The following is a 21,067-nucleotide window of genomic DNA, read 5'->3' as shown; positions in this document are numbered from 1 at the left end:
TCTCTGTGGCTCCGTGTTTCATTTATTTTCGTTAGAGTCATTCCTATTCCTAATATACAACCCAAAAAACCAGCTTTAAATTTTAATGAACAAGAGCTTAAGTTGTTAACAATAACCTAGTTAAAAATCGAGCTGACGTTATATAAGAAGCTAAATCAAGGAACAGTGTCTTATCAGGAACAGAAATGCATTTTTGAAGCTCTTATTACAGGACTTGCAAATATGCATAAAGAAGGGTATGTTCATTGTGATTTAAAGCCAGCCAATATAATGCTTCATATGGGCTTAAATGGTTTACAAGTCCTGATTGGGAATTTGGGAACTTCTAAAAGGCCTGGTTTATTACCTTGTATAGGAGGAACACCCGAGTTTTAGGCTCCAGAGTATATGGAAGTAGATTCATTGGCTCTTCTCAATTACACATTATCTTGTGATGTATGGTCTTTGGGTTGTATTTTATGGAGCTTATTTAAAGGAAATCTGAGTCATCCTTGGCTTAGCAGGCAACGTTCACTTAGCCTTGGAGGCTCTGAATTATTGAAATTTATAGCTCATGGCATACGAGATGCAATAAATGAAGATCCAAGTTTTTATGAACCCCCACCGCCTTTTGATAATGAAACTTATAAGCCTATTTGGGATGTGGTTGTAAGTATGCTTAGCTTAGATCCTAGTGAGCGTATTACTATGGAAGAGGCTGCACTGCGCCTTGGGTCATTGCAGTGGCCACAATAATTTTCAATGCATTTGTGTATAGGTTTGTATATAATGTGTCTTGGAGTTACACTGCCTCTATATTTGAATTGTGTATCTAATGAAATGGTTAAATACAGCGATACTTCGCCATCTTGATTTTCGTGTCCTACCGATTATTTTAAGTCTTATGTGTATAAGTCTTTTGGTAATTTCTTCTAATGACATCTATGCAAGTTTAGACAATATTTTTTTTACTCCAAGAGTAAAAAGCCAGGTTCAATGGTTTTTGATAGGGATTGCAGTCTATCTTTTTTTTGCGGTTTTGGATTATAACGTCCTGCGCGAGTGGACGTGGATTTTATACATTATCATGCTAATAGCCTTGGTGGGGCTATTTTTTACAGAAACGGGTAAAAATGTGCAAAGATGGTATAAGCTACCTTTTATGAAATTACAGCCCTCCGAGATAGCTAAACTCATTATTGTACTTACGCTTGCTTGGTTTTTAGATAGAAGAAAAGCTGTTTCCCATACATGGAAAACAGCAATTATTGCAGGCATCATTGTAGGTATTCCTTTTATATTGATTTTCAAACAGCCAGATCTTGGAACAGCTCTTCTGCTTTTCCCAATTACTCTTGTCATGTTCTATTTTGGAGGGGTTAAGCGAAGTGTTATTCGCTTGATGAGTGTTTCTGGAGCTTGTACATTGGTTGTTGTGCTCTTCTTTTTTCTTGGCATTTTTTCTCATAAAGAGATGCGCCCTATTGCAACGGTTGTTTTGAAGGATTATCAGTATGATCGCTTAGACCCAAATACGTATCATCAAAAAGCAGCTCTTATTGCAATTGGTTCTGGAGGTCTTACGGGAAGCGGCTGGAAAGAGAGTGAATTTACTCGTAAGGGATGGCTTCCAGAAGCTCAGACAGATTCTGTTTTTCCAGCTTTTGCAGAAGAGTTTGGCTTTATTGGAATTGTAGCCTTTTTAGGGCTCTATTACGCGCTTATTTATTTTAGCTTTCAAGTAACTGCCGTTGCAAAAGACCATTTTGGTTGTCTTTTATCCTCTGGAATTACTACATATTTGGCTATGCATGTAATTGTTAATGTGGGCATGATGTCAGGCCTTTTGCCAATTACGGGTGTACCGCTTATTTTAATGAGTTATGGAGGATCTTCTGTTTTGGCAACAATGACAGCTCTTGGTATATTACAAAGTATTTATAGTAGAAGGTTTATGTTTTAATGGCTTTTTTATTGGAAGAGGGTGTGTGGCTTGGAGAGGGTCAAATAGAGCTTTGTCAATATGCTCAGCAGCTTACTTATTATACGAAATGGAAAATTGGCCCATTAGTTGATGGGAAAATAGATGCTATCCAGGAAGTAGAGATTGCAGATGGCCATGAGCGCGTTATCAATAGATATAGCTTTTTTAAAACAGAGGCACATAGCTTTCAGATTGAACTAGAAAATGAATTATTTGGAAAAGTTTCTGGTAAAGGAATTATCTCAACAGGTGCAATTGCTTGGGAATTTCATGGAGAAGACCTCATCTTTGAGGGATTTGAGTTGTTTCAACTTAAAAATGATGGTACCTACATTAATCGCGCTGAATATGCTACCGATGGTGAGCCCCACTCCATCATCAGTGGCACCTTATGGAAAAAGTAAGGAGTTTTAATAATTTATGTTACGAAAAAAAAACTTTAAAATAGGCTCTTGCGTAATATGAGTTATTAAAGGCCTCATTAAGTAGCTTATTTAAAGCTACTTAATGAGGCTTGGAGAAATTTAGCTTAGTTGCAAGGTGATGTGTACACCTGCTGCAAGCGTTAAGCCTTTAAGAGCGTCCACAGTTTTGCCAGTTGGATTTAAGATATCCAAAAGTCTTTTGTGTGTGCGGATTTCAAACTGCTCTCTAGATTTTCTGTCTACGTGAGGAGATCTAAGTACTGTATAGATCTCTCTGTTAGTTGGCAGGGGAATTGGCCCCGCAACTCTTGCGCCTGTGCGCTTTGCTGTTTCTACAATGTCAGAAGTACAACGATCAAGTACGCGTTGATCATATCCCTTCAGACGAATGCGAATTTTTTGTTTGCTTTGTTTAGCCATGGCTTTTAACTATCCTACTTTTTCATTATTTCTTCTTGAATTTTTGCAGGAACGCGCTCAAAGTGGCTTGGTTCCATAACAAATGAGGCCCTACCTCTACTGACGTTACGAATGTCTGTGGAGTAACCAAAGAGTTCACTTAAGGGTACTTCAGCATGTATAACAACAGTTGTTTTATGAGCATCTTGTCCGATAATTTTGCCGCGACGTCTGTTCAAGTCGCCCATGATGTCACCAACAGCCTCTTCAGGCGAAGAGACATCTACTTTCATGATAGGCTCTAGAATGATGGGTTTACATTTTTTAGCCGCATCTTTAATAGCCATAGATCCGCAGATCTTAAAGGCCATCTCACTAGAGTCAACTTCGTGATAAGATCCAAATACAATGGAAACTTTCATGTCAACAAGAGCATACCCTGCAAGAACGCCAGTGGATAGCCCTTCATTAACGCCTTTAATTACTGCTGGTATGAATTCTTTTGGAATGACACCACCCACAATTTTATTAAAGACCTCGTTTCCTTTGCCAGCTTCGTTAGGCTCTACTTCGAGCACCACGTGAGCATATTGTCCTTTACCACCTGATTGTTTAACAAATTTGGTGTCAGACTTACCAGCTGCTGTGATTGTTTCTTTGTAAGACACTTGCGGTTTACCCACATTTGCATCTACAGAAAATTCTCTCATCATACGGTCTCTTAAAATCTCTAGGTGAAGCTCACCCATTCCAGAGATAATGGTTTGACCCGTTTCTTCGTTAGAATGTACACGGAACGTAGGGTCTTCTTCTGAAAGAGAACTAAGAGCTAAAGAAAGCTTTTCTCTATCGGCTTTTGATTTTGGCTCAATTGCCATATCAATAACGGGCTCTGGAAACTCCATCTTTTCAAGAAGAAGAGGATTGTCAGGTGTACAGAGAGTGTCCCCTGTTGTTGTGCACTTAAGACCAATACAAGCTGCTATATCACCTGTGTAGAACTCATCACGGTCTTTTCTGTTGTTAGCATGCATCTCTAGAAGGCGAGATACGCGCTCTTTCTTGTCCTTTGTTGTGTTTACAAGATTTGTACCCTTTACTAAGGTTCCGCTGTAAACGCGTACAAACGTAAGTCTGCCAACATAAGGGTCAGACATGATTTTAAAGGCAAGAGCTGCAAGAGGACCATTATCGTCTGGCTGCAACACTAAAGGCTCGAGTGTGTCCACGTTGAGACCTTTAATTTCGCCGCGATCAAGAGGAGATGGCATCCAAGCAACAACAGCATCGAGTAGTTGTTGTACACCTTTGTTTTTAAAAGATGCGCCGCAAAGTACAGGATTGAATTTGTTTGCACAAACAGCTTTTCTGATGGAAGCATGGACTTCCTCTACGGTTAAAGTCTCTGGAGCTTCGAGCACTTTGTGCATGAAAGCTTCATTGTCTTCATCAAGTGTTGCAAGTTCCTCTAGAAGGTCTGCTCTCATTTGTTCGCATTTTTCACGTAAGTCTGCAGGAATCTCTGTGATCTCGTACTCGATTCCTTGATCTTCTGTGTGGAAGATGTGGGCTTTCATTGTAACAAGATCAACAAGTCCTGAGAATTCTGCTTCTGCACCAATAGGACATTGAACAGGAAGCGCATTGGTCCCAAGCTTTTCTTTAAGTGTTTTGAAACATTCAAAGAAATCAGCACCTGTGCGGTCCATTTTATTGACAAATGCAATGCGAGGCACTTTATATTTATCAGCTTGGCGCCATACTGTTTCAGATTGTGGTTGTACACCAGCAACAGCGCAAAACAGCGCAACAGCACCATCTAGCACGCGCAAAGATCTTTCCACTTCGATTGTAAAGTCAACGTGTCCTGGAGTGTCGATGATATTGATCTTACTTTTTTTCCAGTGTACAGTTGTTGCAGCAGAGGTAATTGTAATCCCTCTCTCTTTTTCTTGTTCCATCCAGTCCATAGTGGCAGCACCTTCATGGACTTCTCCAATTCTGTGCACACGTCCTGTGTAGAATAAGATACGCTCAGTTGTTGTTGTCTTACCGGCATCAATGTGAGCCATGATCCCGATATTACGTACATCTTCAAGCTTATCAGTGTCTGGTCTTGGCATTGTCTTAACTCCTTTTTATTACCATTTGTAGTGTGCAAAGGCTTTATTAGACTCAGCCATTCTGTGAGTATCATCTTTTTTCTTGATGGTTGCGCCTTGATTGTTAAAACAATCAGTAAGCTCGCTTGAGAGGCCATCTTCCATAGAGCGGCCTGCTTTTTCTCTGGAATAATTGATAATCCAAAGCATAGCAAGGGAGGTGCGCCTTTCTGCTGGGATTTCAACAGGTACTTGGTAGGTAGCTCCACCAATACGACGAGATTTTACTTCAAGAGCGGGTTTTGCATTCTCAAGAGCCTCTTCAAAGGCATAGAGAGGATGTTCAGCATTGACACGTTTTGCAAATTTTTCAATTGCATTATACACAACTTGTCTTGCAATAGATTTTTTTCCATCTTGCATAACTTTGTTGATGAATTTAGCAAGCACTAGGCTGCCATATACTGGGTCTGGTTCAATTTTGCGCTTATCTGCGCGATGTCTTCTAGACATAGTCTCCTCAAAATTATATATCGTTTAAACTATCTGTTTTTGAAGATCGCAAGTTGCTTCACCTGGCTCTTTAAGGCTATCTAAGATAGCTTTTTCTAGAGCCTTGCGCGTGATTTGGGCTTTCTTAAATTAATATGAAGAAAGCAAAAATCACGTGCCGAGATACACATCTTACGAATATCTCAGCGTTACTTGGGTCTTTTTGCGCCGTACTTCGATCTTCCTTGTTTACGGTCTTTTACTGCTGCGCAGTCTAAAGTACCTCTCACGATGTGGTAACGAACACCTGGCAAGTCTTTTACTCTGCCGCCGCGTACCAAAACGATGCTGTGTTCTTGTAGGTTATGGCCTTCGCCACCGATGTAGGCAATAACTTCTTGGCCGTTGGAAAGGCGAACCCAGGCTACTTTTCTAAGAGCAGAGTTGGGTTTTTTAGGAGTTTTTGTCTTTACTTGTAGACAGACTCCACGTCTTTGTGGGCATTGATCTAAGGCAGGTGATTTTTTGCGTTTTTGTTTACACTCACGGCCTTGACGTACCAGTTGATTTATTGTAGGCATAGCGCGCCTTTCTCCTTAAAAATAGGGTTATTAGCTTACGAGAAAGTACAGTGGTCTATAAAATTTTCATCTCGACCAAAGACAGTGAGAGAAACATAATCTATGAGAGCATTAATTCGCAAGTAGGATTTGAGGATTGAGTATAATTAAATATTTTGATAGCTTCCAAAGAAAAAGAGATGTTGAGGAGATTTAAAATGTCCCATTTAAAAGATGTTGAGAAAAAAAAACGCATGGATGATCCTGTACAATTTAAAAAGATGATGGAAGCAATTGTAGGTCTTGCAAAAAAAGCGCCTTCCATTAATCAATTGATCGAATTTTCTGGTGATGCTGAAGAAAATCTTTATGGAGTTGCAAATCATCTATATGAAACGGGGCACTATAAAGAAGGAATTGATGTTTTTGATAAGTTATTTATGTTAGATGTTTCTAGTTATAGATATGCACTTGGCGCAGCTGCTTGTCGTCATCAGTTGAAGCAGTATGCAAAGGCAATTGCTTACTACATGATTGCAGGCATCAATAACCCATCTAATCCTGCGCCTAGTTTTTTTGCTGCAGAGTGCAGCTTGGAACTTGGGGAAAAAGAGTCGGCGCTACTCTTTTTCCAAGAGACTTTACAGAAGATAGGTGATAGTAAAGAATTTCATACCATAAAAGAGCGCTCAGAACTTCTTATTCCCGCTTTGAAAAATCCAACGCAAGAATAGACTTCTTGCATAATTAGCTTTGCTTAGAAAAATTGAAATTTTTTGAGTAGATTTATTGATAAATTTTGCGAACATATGGTTGAAAAATTTAATGATAAAGATGCTAAAAAAGGCAATTTTAACAAGCAAATGTATACACAAACAATTCTTTAACTTGTTTGTGTATATAAATCAATTATCCAAAAAGTTTGGCAAGATCAACGGGATGTAAGTCCCGATCGCCAGACCACGCATTATCAAACGCTACTTCAAGAGTTTTAGAGCCCATGATCACCCCATGAGTTGTGAAAGGATTATTTACCCATGGAATAGACTGAGTATGCGATAAAATCTCTTTTGGATCTTGTATTTGACTGTTTCTCTCTAGATAGTCCTTAATCAAGCTTTTCCTGTACTTTCCATTAAACATATCATGTTTTTCCGGATTGCAAGAGCAATTTGTCGTAATCAGTACATCCTGTTTTGTCAATAGACGAAGACGATGATTATTGTGCCTATCTTGAGACCAGGCATTAGTCCAATCTTCTTTTTGGTACATTGAAAACGTACCCGCTTTTGCTTGATCAGATACACTCAGATGATATGGACCCATAGGCTTTTGAGAAGCAATAAATTTTTCAGCTTGATCAAAAGTATGACAATTTTCCAAAATCATGCGATTGTAAAAGGCCGCAGGAATACCTTCTATAGTAGTAATTCCCTTTTCATAGGGTGTTACATTCATAGCAACAGATAGTCCTGAGCTATTAATGCCAGTGAGGGAACCGATAAAGCCTGGTACTGAAACTTCAGCCACACGAATTCTCGTAGCAGAATTAATTCGAGAAATCACAAGACTTAATCTACCCAAATTACCAAATGAAAACCAGTCCAGCGTACGCGCAAATAATGGCACGTTATCCTTGTCATAAAGAGCTGTTAATGTGCAAGCAACTGCCTGTGTTGAAAATAATGGGTTTGCCTCCTCTTTTTCTTTCTCTGTAGCATTAACTTTAGACGGATTAAAATACATTCTGTCTGGCATAAGTTGAAGATAAAGTAGATCTTCTAAGGTAATGGTACTTTCGAGTAATCCTTTCCTTGAGTTGTAGCCATCAACTAATCCTTGAAGCTCCAAAAGAAATTTCTCGGGAATTTTAGATTTTACAACGTCTAAAATCTTCCCTATTTTTGATGGTCTTTTCTCTCTTGCAAGAGTAAAAAGGCATAATTCAATATTTCGATAAAGGCTTGCAAGAGCATCTCTAAGAAGATATCCTTGAGTGTATCCCGATTCATAAGGATCTTCTGAGTCTATCCTTAAAATGGGTACTTCTCCATCATAATAAAGCTCTCCTAAAAGCTTACCATTCCTTTCCAATTTCTCTGGGGAAAATGCATGATCTTTCATATCATGACGCATGGGAACTAGACAATTTAGTATCCGAGAAGCCACATATGTAATTCCTATAATGAGTGCACCACCAATAGCAATTCCAGTAATCATAAGAGGCGATGTTGCAAAAGCTGCTGCAGCAATGACACCTACTCCAATTGTATATGCTGCTACTTCAGCCACCTTTCGTGTGGTTGGATGATCATACAACCAATGATGAACCCTAATACTAGTAAAAGAGCAGATGTGTTTCCAGGTAGTCCAAATTTTAGCTGAAGGGTAGGTGAATAACTGCTGTCCGCTACCAATATTTTCATGCACCTGGTTAAAACTCATAGCTTCCTCACCTTTGAATGATTTATTATCTCAAAAACTATTCTAGCAAAAATATTTAAAGATTGCATAAAAAATTCATTAATTTCTAGTTATACACAATTAATCTGAAGTGAAATTTATCAAATTGTATTAAAAGTAGATGCTTTTCGTTTGCTTAGCCTTGGTTCCTTTAAGACCTATGCGAGAACCAATCTTAGGAACAATAACCGTTTTTGCAAGTAATAGGGCAACTTCAGAATGTAGAAGTTTTTCGCTCTGACTAAATGTAAGACGATCTCCCAAATCACATAATTCGTGGTAAACTTGTTCTTCGTAGCTTTTTAGCTCTAGAGCTTCGATTTCATCCGATTCTAAGGCTTTTAAAACTTTATCTACACTGTCTTTAGTGTCACTAATATGAAGATTACCCAATTTGTATGTCATAGTATGCATATAAATAGTTTTTAATTCTATTGCGCGTTTTAAAAACTCCTGTTTATCCATACCTTTTGTATAAATTTTAGGAATCATCATTTTAAAGTGCATCCAAAGCCCATCTACAGAAGCTTGATGAGTACTCTCCATATCCTTTCTTACCTCGTCAGGACCTCCTGGTTGAAAATTCCATCGGATATTGAAATGATCTTGCAACTTTTGGATATGATTATCACTCAAACGCGCAGTATCACCAGCAAAATAAATATCACCCTCTTCATGGCCTTGAATGACATAGCCTAAAAAAGTAGATTCATGTCCACCGCAAGGACCTTGTCCACTCCAATGGCGGGCAGGGGTTGCAGAGATCTGCATGAAGAAAGTTTCCCCATTTTTTTCAAATGTAACTTTTTTCTTTTCCCACCAATCAAGTTCTATAATGTTAGCATCATCAAAACCAAGCTCCTTAGCAAGTGTTGAATAGCGTTCCTTATCCCCCTGAGGAACCATCATAATTGGTTGTTGAGCAAACAGTTTTTTGACTGTCTCTTTGCTATAATGGTCTAAATGATTATGAGAAAGCAAATAGACATCAGGGGCAGGCATTTTTTCTATAGGACGGGCAAATTTTGTTTGCCTTGGATAGAGAATCGCATTTAAATCCCCTTCGACAGGATCTGTAATGACATGAAAAGCTGCTAATTTTCCACTTGGTGATTTTAAAGGAATGCTCAAAAACAAAGAGGCATGTCCTAACCAAAACGAGGTGGGTTCCGTAACTGTGTTGCTTAAAGGGCTTATTGATGCTGCATAGATCTGCTCATCTGTTTCATTATTTTTACGATAATGATATTTTTGGAATGTGTTCACTTTAAATCCAAATATCTTAGAAATAGCCTCAATCACACGACCTATGATACTTAAAAGTCTTTCTTTTTGAGTGCTGATAAAAATGCGGCTAGCTTCTGTGCTGTGGTCAATATTATCTCCTGGATAACGACGAACATTGTGTTTTATACACATGCGATTTTCTTTACAAACTGTGGGTTTATCGTTTTGAAGGTCCTCAGGGATAAGAACATCTTTGACTGCAAGAATTTTTGAAGGATTTAATTCTAAAACTTTTGGATTATGGACTAAATTTAATGTAAGTTGATGCCCTAATGTTTTGGGATACTTTTTTGTCCTTTCTACTGTTTGGTTATATTTTTGAGCAGCAATAAACAATTCTGTTGTTTCACAAGTGTGTTGAGCAATAAAATTTTCACGTCCAAAGCTTGACAAGTCACTGACATTTTGGTTGATTAAGTCTTGAAGTGTTTTTTTGTGGGACTGGCTTGAATAAAAAAAGTAGAAAAATATTTCTCTTAAAACGCCATTTTTTTTAATAATTTGCGTTCCATCTCTTTCTGTTTCTATTCTAAAATGAAAAAAATTTTGATGTATATTATTCGCAACTGTAAATAAATTCTCTGTAATTGAATAGATACTAGTCATTACTTACTCGGTTTACAACAAAGCTTTGGATCAATATCGTAAAGCCACTGCTTATATGCATCATATTGATTTCGATCTGGCGCTCTCTTTGCACCCACTTCTTTAAGTGCTTCTAGCTGCGCAGCCCTCCCATCGAGATAAACAGTCCAACTCTCGCTTTTATTAAGTAGCCAATTTGCTCCATCCTTTGAGACTACTGATACAACAAGGGCAGCAAGAGCTGTAACAGATTTAAATGGCACGAAGATCCATTGGACTGCAGAATATCCAGTTAATTTTACATTAATTTTAGTACGCTCAAATTCTCTCCAATTTTTTGAAAGGATGATTGGTGTCCAGACTGAGCGAATGGGTACTTTTAGCACGAGCCTTGCTCCATCACGGATGAATTGGATGCTTCGTAAAACAGATTCTTTGAAAATTTGCGCTAAAGCTTCAGTTGCAGCTCGCTTTGTCACATCGCTAAAATCCATCAATAATGCAGTTATAACTTCAGGTTGGTTTTTATACCAATTAGAATTAGAAGCATAAGTATGCCATTGAAGATTATCATTATAAGGAATAGACATAATCATTAGCTCCTATTATTTTTATGCGACTTTTGTTTCTGCTACAGCTTCAAAAGAGTTATCAAATTTTGCAGCATCAAAGATGCGATTAGCAAGATTAGCAACTTCTTTTACACGCTCAATAGTTGGTGAATAAGTACCTGAATCATAATTCATCATGAAGCGGTTTTTTTCCTTGTCATACCACATTTCACCCGAGCAATAAACATCTTGACGGCCAGCAAGAAGAGCATGTTTACTAAGTGCCCAATCAGCAACTTTTCTATGCTTCTCGCTAGCAGTGCCATTGGCGTTTACTCTTGCGATAACCATTTTGTCATCAAGAAGTACGTAGTTGAGGCGCTCACCATTGGTTGATTTAAGGTGCTTGAAAATGTCTTGTGTATGAAGATAAATAGTGTCTTCTCTTCCCATCATATGTCTTCGTAGAAACCGTATCATAGGCATAGAGAAGAAAAAATCTCTTTTTAAGCGCGTGCTAAAGCTTGGTTTTTCTTGTGCGAATGGGCGTAATTTAATTCTCTGATCTTTTTTTCCCTCTGTTGCAAATTTCTGAAAAGCATCAAAAATATCTTTTTTATTAGAAGAGAGATCCAATTCGTATATGGTATGTCGACCCCAAATGCGAGAAACGGCTTCACCTAGGAATGAGGGAACGGAAACAGTCACTTTGCGTTTTCCTAAATACTCATCATTTATTTCTTGAAGAGGTCCTGCTGCTTCAAGGCGTGTTTTTTCTTGAGCGATCAAAGCTTTTGCAGCAATTCCGCGAGTTTTCTGATTTTCTTCAGTGTCAGCATGACGGACACGGTGACGAAGACGCGTGCCAACGACAGCTGTGTCTACGTCCTCAAAGAACTTTTCAAGGCTATGCTCTGTTGTATTAAGGATTTTAAAATGAACTTTGTGTTTTACCCCGCTAGAGTCAGTGAAAAATACATTTCGGAACATTAAGTGTTCCATAAATGTATTAGGGAAGACAACATCATCCATAACTACCCCTTCAATCGAGAATCCTGCTTGTTGTAATACACGACAGTTTGTGTTGACACAAGTGATGTCTTTGCGTCCTTCCAAGTCTTTTGCTGCTTGTTCAAATCGCTCTAAGGCTTCTTTTGGAAGATTAGATGGAATAAGAAAAACTCCAGACTGAATTTTACCATTTGTTGCATGATAGGTCATAGCTTCTCTGCGAAGAGATTTAGCATCAACCTTTACTGTTTGAATAGCACCATCTTTTTCTGATTTAGTTACAAAGGTAGAGACATTTGGGATACCAAAGTTGATTGCCATGATGCCTGATTTAAAAATATTCGATGCCATGACAGTTTTCAATGTTGGATCGTTAGTTGCTGGAAACTCTGTGATCATTTCAGGTTTAATGATTTCAAATGTTTTAACACCATGCAGAAAACTAGAAAACTGTTCAAATTGTGCTACGTGCTTGACATTAAGAAAGTCTTGAGCAGTCATCAGTTGAATATCATCAACAAGTACTTCTTGTGTTGCAACCATATCGATTAATGCGCGTCTTGCAATGGACGGAATAAATAAGATGTCCCTAACAGCTTTCACTGTTTTAAGATATTCGCCTTCTAAAAGAGCCGCAGACTCTGTATGATAGCCACAAATTTTGTAAACGCCCGCTTTTATTGGATCCCAAGTAAGAAGTTTAACGACGCGAAAAGTAAATTTTGCAGTTGTTGTAAAAGGAGATATTAAGATTATTTGACTAAATTTCACAAAACAACAGAATCGGCTTTTTCTTGACTTATCAATAATATTTTGACTGTATTCAGTGTTTTGGTATATGTTTGTTGCTGAAAGATTAAGATTAGCCGTCATTTCATATCCTTTTAGTTAATAAACTAAGAGGATTGTAACATGCCTGCATTAAAATTTTATTAAGAGCCAGTCATATCCAAGTGTTTTAGGCCTCACTGGAAAAGATCTGTTTGAATTTTTTCATGTAATTGCATATCAGGACTTGACATCTAGTAAATCCTAGTTAAGTTTTATTATACTTATCTTACGTTGTACAACATTCATTATAATTATGTATAAATCTTTGCATATTGGAAATGAAAGGATAAAAAGGCGATCATAACACTGCGTGAGCCGTTTGATAAGCTAGTAGCAGTGTCAGATCATCCCATATGTCGGAGGAGGTGGGATTCGAACCCACGGTACGTTTATCACGTACACATGCTTTCCAAGCATGCTCCATCGGCCACTCGGACACTCCTCCAAAAGATGCAAGAGCTTACTCCAAAAAAGAGTTCTTCTTCAAGCATAAAATATTACGAGGATTCTCTCGCAGCGAGAATTCCTCACAGTATTAATCATCTTGAAAAATAGCTTTACTATAAAGTACTATAAGCTCCTTAGATTTCTCAAACTTTAACAAACGATCGTCATGCATCTATTTTTTCTTTTCTTTGTTTTCTTGGCTTCTTTCCTGACAGCTCAGGAAAAACCTCGTGTTTTGGTCAGTATCGCTCCGGAGAAATTTTTTGTAGAAAGAATTGCCGATGATAGCGTTGTTGTCGACGTACTTGTGCCACCAGGCGCAAGCCCCCACAGCTTTGAGCCCTCTCCTAAACAAATTATTAATGCAAGCCGTGCAATAATCTGGTTTCGCATAGGAGAGCCCTTTGAGCCTCGTGCAATCGACGTTCTTACTAGTCACAAGCCTAATATGATCATCATAGATACCAGAAAAGATATCCCTCTACTTACTATGGACTCTCATGCAAAATGCAAGGGCTGCTCACAACATGGTGATGACAAAGACACTCACATATGGCTGAGTCCAAGACTTGCACAAGTTCAAGCTAAAACCATAAAAGACGCCCTCATTACAGCTTTTCCAGAAAACAGAGAACTTTACGAAAAAAACTTTTGTTCTTTGATCCATGATCTGCAAGACTTAGACAAAGAGCTTATTCTTCTTTTTCAAAGCATGCCCGTCCGCTATATTCTAGTGTCTCACCCAGCTTTTGGCTACCTTGGAAGAGACTACAACTTTGTTCAACTCTCTCTTGAGATAGAAGGAAAAGACCCTTCTTCTAGACAACTTACAGAACTGCTCAACAAAGTGCGCTCCCTTAATTTAACACGCGTTTTTACACAAGAGCAGTACCAGAATAAAGGCGCTCTTCTCATCGCCAAAGAAATTAACGCTCAAATCTATAGTGTAGACCCTTATTCTGGAGACTATCTCAATAATCTAAAAAAAATCGGTCTTCTATTTTCTAATCACTAACAAGCAAAAGTTGTCCTCATGAGCATCATTCAAACAGAATCTCTTAGCTTTTCTTACGAAGATGAGTGGATACTTCAAAATGTAACGGTCTCTGTTGAAGCAAATGAATTTATTGGTATTATTGGTCCCAATGGTGGGGGGAAAACAACTCTATTAAAACTCATTATGGGGCTTTTAAGGCCAACGCAGGGCTCTATTTCAGTGCTTGGAGAAAGCCCTAAAGCTGCGCGAAAAAAAATTGCTTATGTTCCACAAGTCATGCGCTTTGATAAGCATTTTCCCATTTCCGTATTTGAACTAGTCCTTGGTGGAAGGCTCTCTTTTGCCCCTTGGTGGGGAGGATTTCCTGAAAAAGACAAGAAATATGCGCTCAATGTCCTAGAACAAGTTAACCTAATTGATTTTAAAGACCGTCCATTTGGCACACTTTCTGGAGGACAAGCTCAAAGGGCACTCATTGCAAGAGCCCTTGCATCTGATCCTGAAATTCTTCTTCTCGATGAGCCAACAGCAAGTGTCGACGTTCATGCAGAAGCAGACATTTATGACATACTCATAAAACTGAAAAACAACAAGACCATCTTAATGGTAACACATGACCTAAAAGCCATTATGAAACATGTTCAACGCATTTTTTGCGTTCAAAAAGAAGTGGTTGTATTACGTCCTGAACAAGTTTGTGAACATTTTGCAATAGGCCTTTACCATCCCCCCATAACCCCCTTCTTTCCAAGGAAACAATGATCGCATTTATTCAAGCATTTCTAACAAATCCCATTTTACAAACAGCTCTTCTTGCAGGAATTGTTGCATCTGTTGCAAGTGGTATTGTTGGATCCTATGTTGTAGTCAAACGTATTGTATTTATTAGCGGCAGCATTGCGCATTCTGTTCTTGGAGGCATGGGCCTTTGCTTATGGCTCAAACGCACACAAGGCATTGAGTATGCAACACCTATCTTAGGCGCCCTCATTGCAGCAGTTGTATCAGCATTAATTATTGGCTGGATTCACCTGAAATACCGTCAACGAGAAGATTCTGTCATTGCAACCCTTTGGGCTGTTGGCATGGCTGTTGGCGTTATTTTTATTTCTCAAACGCCCGGATTCAATGTAGAGCTCATGAGCTTTCTTCTTGGCAACATCTTGTGGGTAAGTCATAGTGACATCTGGATGCTCTGTAGCTTAGACATTGTTGTACTTGGAATCGTATTACTTTTACATAAACGCTTTCTTGCAATCTGCTTTGATGAGGAACAAGCTTATCTACAAGGCATTCCTGTGCATACCCTTTACCTTCTTTTGCTTGCTCTCATTGCTGTATCTGTTGTGCTATTGATCCAAGTAGTTGGCATTATCCTTGCAATTGCCATGCTTACATTACCTGCAACAATTGCAGGCCTATTCACGAAAAGGCTTTCTCTCATTATGGTGTTTGCAATTATTATTAGTGCAGCCTTTTGTATTTTTGGAACGATGCTTTCTTATAATCTTGACTGGCCAGCGGGGGCTACCATCGCACTTGTTGCAGGATGCGCTTATTTAGGCTGCCTCTTTAAGGCTCATAAAGTAAAAAGTTAGCTATTATTTTAAAGTTTTTGCGTAACATAAGTTATTAAGAATAAATCTCACAAAGCGTGTGAAGAAGAGAGGGTATGCCATCTCCTGTAAGAGCAGATATTTCAAAAAGAGTCTCTTTTGTAAAAGGATACTTTTCTCTAAACTCCTCTGCATACATTTCAGAATCATCTGCATCCATTTTATTGAGGACTACAAGAAAAGGCCTTTTTAAAAGCTCTTCATCATACGACTTAAGCTCATTTTGCAATACTAAAAGATCGTCAACAGGATTTCTTCCATCGATACCAGAAGCATCTACAATATAAATAAGCAATTGTGTGCGTTCAATATGACGTAAAAACTCAAGACCAAGCCCTTTATTTGCATGTGCCCCTTCAATAATACCAGGAATATCTGCAAGTAAAAGTTTTTTTTTGTTTTCCAGCTGAATATAACCAAGATTGGGCCTAAGAGTTGTAAAGGGGTAGGCAGCAATTTTTACTGGAACATACGTAACTTTTGACATGAATGTGGACTTTCCTGCGTTTGGAAAACCTACAAGACCAATATCTGCAATGAGTTTTAATTCTAGTTCCACCTCTTTTTGCTGGCCAGGTGTACCAAGAGTGCAAAAGTTAGGTGCTTGACGCGTAGGTGTCTTGTAAAATTCGTTACCTTTTCCGCCCTTTCCGCCCTGACATAAAATAAATGTCTGTCCATGCTCCGTAAGATCGAAGAGAATATCACCTGTTTTTTTATCTTTTACCAGGGTTCCACAAGGAACTTTGATTGTAAGATCATCACCCTTTTTACCTTGGCGAGAACTTGCTCCCCCAGCTTTTCCATCATCTGCTTTAATCAAACGACGATTACGGTAGGCTTCCAATGAGGGAACTTGGTCATCTGCAATTAAAATAACAGATCCACCCTTTCCTCCATTGCCCCCAGAGGGACCACCTTTAGGCATGAATTTTTCTCTGCGCCATGCAACAACGCCGTTTCCGCCTTTGCCTGCGGCAAATTTTACTGTTACATGATCAACAAACATAATTTATCTTAACTTTATACACATCGTGAATGAAAAATTTTATACGCGCCCGTGCCCGCATCCCAATTACATAAACTACATTTCGATTCCACGTCGATTCCACGAATGGTTTAAATGTAGTTTTATAAAAAAATCAACGATAGAGACGTGAAGGAAAGCTTAAACGTTTGGCCCGCCGGGCCAAACGCTATAAACTATAAGCTAAAGGGCGACAAATCAGATAACTGGCTGAACTGAAACATAGGTGCGATTTGTTTTACGGAACATGACTGTGCCATCAACAAGTGCAAACAATGTATCATCATTGCCACGACCTACATGCTTTGCAGGATGCCACTTAGTACCTCTTTGGCGAATCAAGATGCTACCTGCTGTAACAAATTCACCCTGACAAGCTTTTACTCCAAGTCTCTTTGAGACGGAATCACGACCGTTACGGCTTGATCCCTGACCTTTCTTATGTGCCATGACGTCCTCTCTTAACCAATAATATCAGTAATCTTTACTCTAGAATATCTTTGACGATGTCCCACTTTTCTTCTGTAGTTTTTGCGGCGTTTGTATTTAAAAGCAACGACTTTTGGGCCCTTTACTTCATCTACAAGCTCTCCTTTAACGATAGAACCACCTATGTGAGGATCGCCTACTTTTGTTGTGCTTCCATTACCAATGAAGAGAACTTCATTAAACTCTACAGCACTATCTACCTCTTGACCGAGAAGCTCAACGTCAATGACATCACCTTTTTCTACTCGATACTGCTTTCCACCTGTCGCAATAATGGCGTACATGTTGCCCCCTGAAATCTGAAACTCAATTTATCTCTTAATTTGCAAAGCAGTCTACAACAGCTACGTTTTTGTCGTCAAGTTACAAATAAGAAATCCAAAAACTCGTAGCAAAAAAAGAAGCGCTGAAACTATTTTCATTCAAACAATTTCAGCGCCAAGTGGCCAGAACTGGAATCGAACCAGCGACACAAGGATTTTCAGTCCTCTGCTCTACCAACTGAGCTATCTGGCCAAAGAACGTAGAGGATATAAAAGGGAGCGATTTATTGCAACTCGAAACTTTGTAGATAATACTTAACAATAAATTATTAGTTTGATAGGGTAAAAAACAAAAAGGAGAAAACAATGGTAAATCTTACTCCCAACAGCCCTACAACACCCTTAGAACCTACCCCTGGTCAAAAAGCAACTAAACCTCTACCAGAAAATATCCATCGTGTAGCAAGTCTTGCAAGCAAACACATAAGCGAAACTGGAAAAACTCCACCTCCTCTCGATCCTAGCCGAGTAAAAGCTAAAATCCAATGGTCTTTTGGAAATGTTCTTAAAATGACTTTTGCTTCCATTTTTGGCCTTGGTTTTGGAGGCGTTGCTATGCACCGCAAGCTTGCAAGAGAAGCACGAGATATACAATATACAGCCGACTTTGACAATATGTTGGTAAATCACGAACCTGCTAATACTCACTCGCAACGAGCTGCTGATTTCTTAACCAAATACTATCCAAAAACCTCAGAAAGGCCACTTGAGGGATCTCGAATAGACCGTGCAACAGGCCAAGAGCGCACTTCCGAAGAAATGTCAAAAAGTATACAAAAAGAACATTCCAAGATTGTCAATGGTAGTTCAGCGCCCTACCAACTTACTATTAACGGAGTAAATACCTCTTATAAAGATGAAGATGCTATTGGTCAAAAATTTGCAGAATGCTTAAAGGCAACAAGGCATTCTCCTGGACCTGGCAGTCCCATAACTATATTAAAGCATTTTTTAAGTGGAGGCATCTTTTCTACTCCTCTTTCGCTTAACCATCAATTAAGTAGTCAGGACTTGATTCTCACTGCACAGCCTACAAATGCTAGCATCTCTTTACCATCTAGAACTCCAGATGCCGATCCCCACACTTTCATCTGTGAAGCCGATTTTGACGTTGTTTTACAAGATGTCCGTGCCAGCAGCCCTGAAAAAGCCAATCTTACAAGAGTACACGTCCACAAGGAATGTACCATCGTAGTGTCAGATAATCCAGAAGCAGAGTGCACCATAAACGTAAAGTATACCTATACGCCTGTATCAGAGCCTGGGAAAAAATAAATTTGGACTGCATGAAAAAAACAAACTATTTGATCTTAACATGCTTAATAGCTATTTTTATAGCTTCTAGTAGCTGTGCAAATAATTTCTGCTACCAGCGCGTCAATGCTTATGTTGGAATTGTTGGAGGTGCAAATTCTCCTTCTGGAAAATACCGAGCTTTTGACAGGATTTCTGGAGAAACTCATAGAGCCACACTAGGTGGCTTAGAAGCACTTGGAGGCGGTGTTGTCGGAGTACAAACTTATAGCGATAATTTCTTTATCGCAGTTCAAGGAAACCTTCTTTACAATAGCGCAAGTCGCACACTTACGCATGATACCGACACATCTGGAATTGCCAACCATACTGCAAACTTAAAAAATGATTTTCAATGGGGAGCAGACCTTCGCCTTGGCTACGCCATTTGCCAAGTGACACCCTACATCTTAGGAGGATTTGCAACGGGTCATTGGAGCTTGCGACTTGAAAATAATAGTGGTACATCCAACTTTGGAATACCTGCAAATTCTGTATTTAGTCTTGGAAAGAGTTTATGGGGGCCAAAAGTAGGAGGAGGCATCACTTTTTCTGTTGATTCCTATATGGTCAATTTCGAATACTCCTATACTTGGTTTGGCTCAATCAACAGAGACCTTACTGACTCATTATCCGATCACACATGGAATCATCATCAAAGCATTCAACAAGGCGCCTTTTTAGTTGGAATAAACTGGTTGTTCTAGAAATTTACTTTGGGTTATAAGTGTATCTTATGAATCTTATACCCACCATCACACTAGAAAATTTTGAAGGACCACTGGACTTACTTCTTCATCTTATCCAAAGAGATGAAATCAATATTTATACCGTTGAGATCCAGACTATTATCAAAAATTTTTTAGAAGAATTACTTAAAAGCCATGAATCTTCGGTGGACTCTGGAGCCGAATTTTTGGGAGGAGCAAGCTCCCTTCTTCTTTTAAAAAGCAAAAAGTTGCTACCCAACTTAAAGGGGGACGAAAAAGAAGAAGTCGAATCTTACGTGTCTATCTTAAAAGATATCATCGAATACTGCTCTTTCAAAGATCTTGCGAAAAAATTAAGCGATATCGAGGGAAAAGAGGAGAGCCTCTATCCAAGAGGAGTCACTATATTGGAAGAAAAGCCCGCTCTTGCCACAAATACTCTCTCTTTAGAAGAACTCATGCAAGCATTTGAAAAGCTTTTAAAAAAACAAATAGTTATCCCTAAAAAAATTCAAGAGAGCGCTCTTCTACTCTCCGATTATATTTTATCTCTTCAAAATTTGCTCTTTTCTCAAAAAAGCATCTTCTTTCAAGAATACTTCTCTTTAGACAAATCTAAAGATGAATTAATTGTAAGCTTTCTTGCCCTCTTACAACTCATGAAGGAGCAAAAAGCAATTGTTACTTCTGAATACCTAATCAAAATGGTGATTGATGAATAATTCTCTAAAAGATCTCAACGAAAAAGAAAGAAAGCAACATGCAAAGCGCGTGATTGAAGCACTCTTATTTTCATCAAGCGACCCTCTTTCCCTGCAGAAAATTCATGAGATCTTGCAAGACTTCTATCCTTATTCTGAAATAGAAACAAAAGAATTCATTAATTTATTAAAAGAAAATTACACACACCATCAGCACGCTTTTCAACTCGACGAGATTGCAGGAGGGTATATCTTAAGAACATCTACTGCTTTTAGCCCCTATATTGAAAAACTACGTGGGCACAAAAGAACAGAGAAGCTCTCACAAGCAGGTATCGAAACAATCGCCATCATCGCGCATAAGCAGCCCATTGCAAGAAGTGCAATTGAAGCTATACGCGGTGTTGATTCCTCTGGCATTCTTCACACCTTGCTAGAAAAAGAACTTATCGAAATTGTAGGCAAGCAAGAGGTCCCTGGAAGGCCCTCTTTGTATGGTGTTACAAAAAAATTCCTACATTATTTTGGAATAAAATCCATACAAGAACTTGACAGTTTAGGAAAAAGAGAAATCGCATATAAAAGTTAAAATTGTGTCAGTTGGTTCATTGATTCATTTGGTTGAGTCGATTGGGTCAATAAAATAGACTTCTTACATAATTAGCTTTGCTTAGAAAAATTGAAATTTTTTGAGTAGATTTATTGATAAATTTTTCAAGCATATGTGAACATATGGTTGAAAAATTTAACGATAAAGATGTCAAAAAAGACAATTTTAACAAGCAAATGTAATTA

General features: G+C 38.6%; 21 protein-coding genes, 2 tRNA genes and 1 pseudogene. 11 read left to right on the top strand and 13 right to left on the bottom strand.

From position 1 onward, the window contains the following. The first annotated feature begins 132 nt into the window (after positions 1–132). The 3 genes and pseudogenes from P4L16_08075 to P4L16_08065 all read left to right on the top strand — a co-directional run bounded on the left by P4L16_08075 (position 133) and on the right by P4L16_08065 (position 2,367). Positions 133–735: pseudogene (locus P4L16_08075) on the top strand (protein kinase). A 79-nt stretch (positions 736–814) separates the two neighbouring features. Next, the gene (locus P4L16_08070) at positions 815–1,942 is read left to right on the top strand and encodes an FtsW/RodA/SpoVE family cell cycle protein (GenBank protein ID MDR3625075.1); all 1,128 of its coding nucleotides are present in this window, start codon (positions 815–817) and stop codon (positions 1,940–1,942) included. After that, positions 1,942–2,367 carry a hypothetical protein gene (locus P4L16_08065; GenBank protein MDR3625074.1) on the top strand — a complete coding sequence of 142 codons (426 nt, stop codon included), beginning with the start codon at positions 1,942–1,944 and terminating at the stop codon, positions 2,365–2,367. The genes P4L16_08070 and P4L16_08065 overlap by 1 nt, the downstream gene beginning before the upstream one ends. 120 nt (positions 2,368–2,487) lie before the next feature. Here P4L16_08065 and rpsJ read toward each other — a convergent pair whose 3' ends face one another. From rpsJ to rpsL, 4 genes are all read right to left on the bottom strand, one after another. Then, a complete protein-coding gene (gene rpsJ, locus P4L16_08060) occupies positions 2,488–2,808 on the bottom strand; it encodes a 30S ribosomal protein S10 (protein MDR3625073.1) in 321 nt (106 codons plus the stop codon). Between the two features lie 14 nt (positions 2,809–2,822). Beyond that, positions 2,823–4,910, bottom strand: coding sequence for an elongation factor G (fusA, locus tag P4L16_08055; GenBank protein ID MDR3625072.1), 2,088 nt, complete (start codon positions 4,908–4,910; stop codon positions 2,823–2,825). Positions 4,911–4,928: 18 nt separating this feature from the next. Continuing rightward, on the bottom strand, positions 4,929–5,402 hold the full coding sequence (rpsG, locus tag P4L16_08050; protein ID MDR3625071.1) for a 30S ribosomal protein S7: 474 nt from the start codon (positions 5,400–5,402) through the stop codon (positions 4,929–4,931). A 188-nt stretch (positions 5,403–5,590) separates the two neighbouring features. Continuing rightward, a complete protein-coding gene (gene rpsL, locus P4L16_08045) occupies positions 5,591–5,962 on the bottom strand; it encodes a 30S ribosomal protein S12 (protein MDR3625070.1) in 372 nt (123 codons plus the stop codon). Positions 5,963–6,159: 197 nt separating this feature from the next. Between rpsL and P4L16_08040 the strand changes: the two genes are divergently transcribed. Next, entirely contained in the window at positions 6,160–6,675 is a 516-nt protein-coding gene (locus tag P4L16_08040) for a SycD/LcrH family type III secretion system chaperone (GenBank protein ID MDR3625069.1), read from the top strand. 175 nt (positions 6,676–6,850) lie between these two features. Here the strand turns inward: P4L16_08040 and P4L16_08035 are convergent, their stop codons facing one another. From P4L16_08035 to P4L16_08015, 5 genes are all read right to left on the bottom strand, one after another. After that, positions 6,851–8,386 carry a C45 family autoproteolytic acyltransferase/hydrolase gene (locus P4L16_08035; GenBank protein MDR3625068.1) on the bottom strand — a complete coding sequence of 512 codons (1,536 nt, stop codon included), beginning with the start codon at positions 8,384–8,386 and terminating at the stop codon, positions 6,851–6,853. Between the two features lie 129 nt (positions 8,387–8,515). Further along, entirely contained in the window at positions 8,516–10,297 is a 1,782-nt protein-coding gene (locus tag P4L16_08030; protein ID MDR3625067.1) for an MBL fold metallo-hydrolase, read from the bottom strand. Next, positions 10,297–10,866 (bottom strand): hypothetical protein, encoded by a 570-nt coding sequence (locus tag P4L16_08025; protein ID MDR3625066.1) that lies wholly within the window; start codon positions 10,864–10,866, stop codon positions 10,297–10,299. The genes P4L16_08030 and P4L16_08025 overlap by 1 nt, the downstream gene beginning before the upstream one ends. A gap of 21 nt (positions 10,867–10,887) precedes the next feature. Further along, positions 10,888–12,711, bottom strand: coding sequence for a hypothetical protein (locus tag P4L16_08020; GenBank protein MDR3625065.1), 1,824 nt, complete (start codon positions 12,709–12,711; stop codon positions 10,888–10,890). 315 nt (positions 12,712–13,026) lie between these two features. After that, positions 13,027–13,114, bottom strand: a tRNA-Ser gene (locus P4L16_08015). Positions 13,115–13,282: 168 nt separating this feature from the next. Between P4L16_08015 and P4L16_08010 the strand changes: the two genes are divergently transcribed. From P4L16_08010 to P4L16_08000, 3 genes are read left to right on the top strand one after another with little or no spacing between them, the layout of a single operon-like run. Continuing rightward, complete coding sequence (locus P4L16_08010) at positions 13,283–14,131, top strand: zinc ABC transporter substrate-binding protein (GenBank protein ID MDR3625064.1); 849 nt, start codon at positions 13,283–13,285, stop codon at positions 14,129–14,131. Positions 14,132–14,149: 18 nt separating this feature from the next. After that, positions 14,150–14,875, top strand: a complete 726-nt coding sequence (locus P4L16_08005) for an ABC transporter ATP-binding protein (protein ID MDR3625063.1) — start codon at positions 14,150–14,152, stop codon at positions 14,873–14,875. Then, positions 14,872–15,711, top strand: coding sequence for a metal ABC transporter permease (locus P4L16_08000; GenBank protein MDR3625062.1), 840 nt, complete (start codon positions 14,872–14,874; stop codon positions 15,709–15,711). The genes P4L16_08005 and P4L16_08000 overlap by 4 nt, the downstream gene beginning before the upstream one ends. 34 nt (positions 15,712–15,745) lie before the next feature. Here the strand turns inward: P4L16_08000 and obgE are convergent, their stop codons facing one another. The 4 genes from obgE to P4L16_07980 form a co-directional block, all read right to left on the bottom strand. Continuing rightward, the gene (gene obgE / locus P4L16_07995; GenBank protein ID MDR3625061.1) at positions 15,746–16,738 is read right to left on the bottom strand and encodes a GTPase ObgE; all 993 of its coding nucleotides are present in this window, start codon (positions 16,736–16,738) and stop codon (positions 15,746–15,748) included. 216 nt (positions 16,739–16,954) lie between these two features. Continuing rightward, positions 16,955–17,206, bottom strand: coding sequence for a 50S ribosomal protein L27 (gene rpmA, locus P4L16_07990; protein MDR3625060.1), 252 nt, complete (start codon positions 17,204–17,206; stop codon positions 16,955–16,957). 11 nt (positions 17,207–17,217) lie between these two features. Further along, positions 17,218–17,529, bottom strand: a complete 312-nt coding sequence (rplU, locus tag P4L16_07985) for a 50S ribosomal protein L21 (protein ID MDR3625059.1) — start codon at positions 17,527–17,529, stop codon at positions 17,218–17,220. Between the two features lie 159 nt (positions 17,530–17,688). Further along, positions 17,689–17,761: transfer RNA gene (locus P4L16_07980), tRNA-Phe, on the bottom strand. Between the two features lie 113 nt (positions 17,762–17,874). Here P4L16_07980 and P4L16_07975 point away from each other — a divergent pair. The 4 genes from P4L16_07975 to scpB are packed head-to-tail and all read left to right on the top strand — an operon-like array spanning position 17,875 to position 20,861. Beyond that, positions 17,875–18,843, top strand: a complete 969-nt coding sequence (locus tag P4L16_07975; GenBank protein ID MDR3625058.1) for a hypothetical protein — start codon at positions 17,875–17,877, stop codon at positions 18,841–18,843. A gap of 11 nt (positions 18,844–18,854) precedes the next feature. Then, on the top strand, positions 18,855–19,568 hold the full coding sequence (locus tag P4L16_07970) for a hypothetical protein (GenBank protein MDR3625057.1): 714 nt from the start codon (positions 18,855–18,857) through the stop codon (positions 19,566–19,568). Between the two features lie 29 nt (positions 19,569–19,597). Continuing rightward, positions 19,598–20,293, top strand: a complete 696-nt coding sequence (locus P4L16_07965; protein MDR3625056.1) for a segregation/condensation protein A — start codon at positions 19,598–19,600, stop codon at positions 20,291–20,293. Then, on the top strand, positions 20,286–20,861 hold the full coding sequence (gene scpB / locus P4L16_07960; protein MDR3625055.1) for an SMC-Scp complex subunit ScpB: 576 nt from the start codon (positions 20,286–20,288) through the stop codon (positions 20,859–20,861). The genes P4L16_07965 and scpB overlap by 8 nt, the downstream gene beginning before the upstream one ends. Positions 20,862–21,067: the final 206 nt, after the last annotated feature.

The sequence above is a fragment of the Chlamydiales bacterium genome, from assembly GCA_031292375.1.
GTDB lineage: Bacteria > Chlamydiota > Chlamydiia > Chlamydiales > VFKH01 > JARLHF01.
The sequence above is the reverse complement of the archived record's forward strand: the minus strand, read 5'-3'. Positions and strand labels throughout refer to the sequence as shown.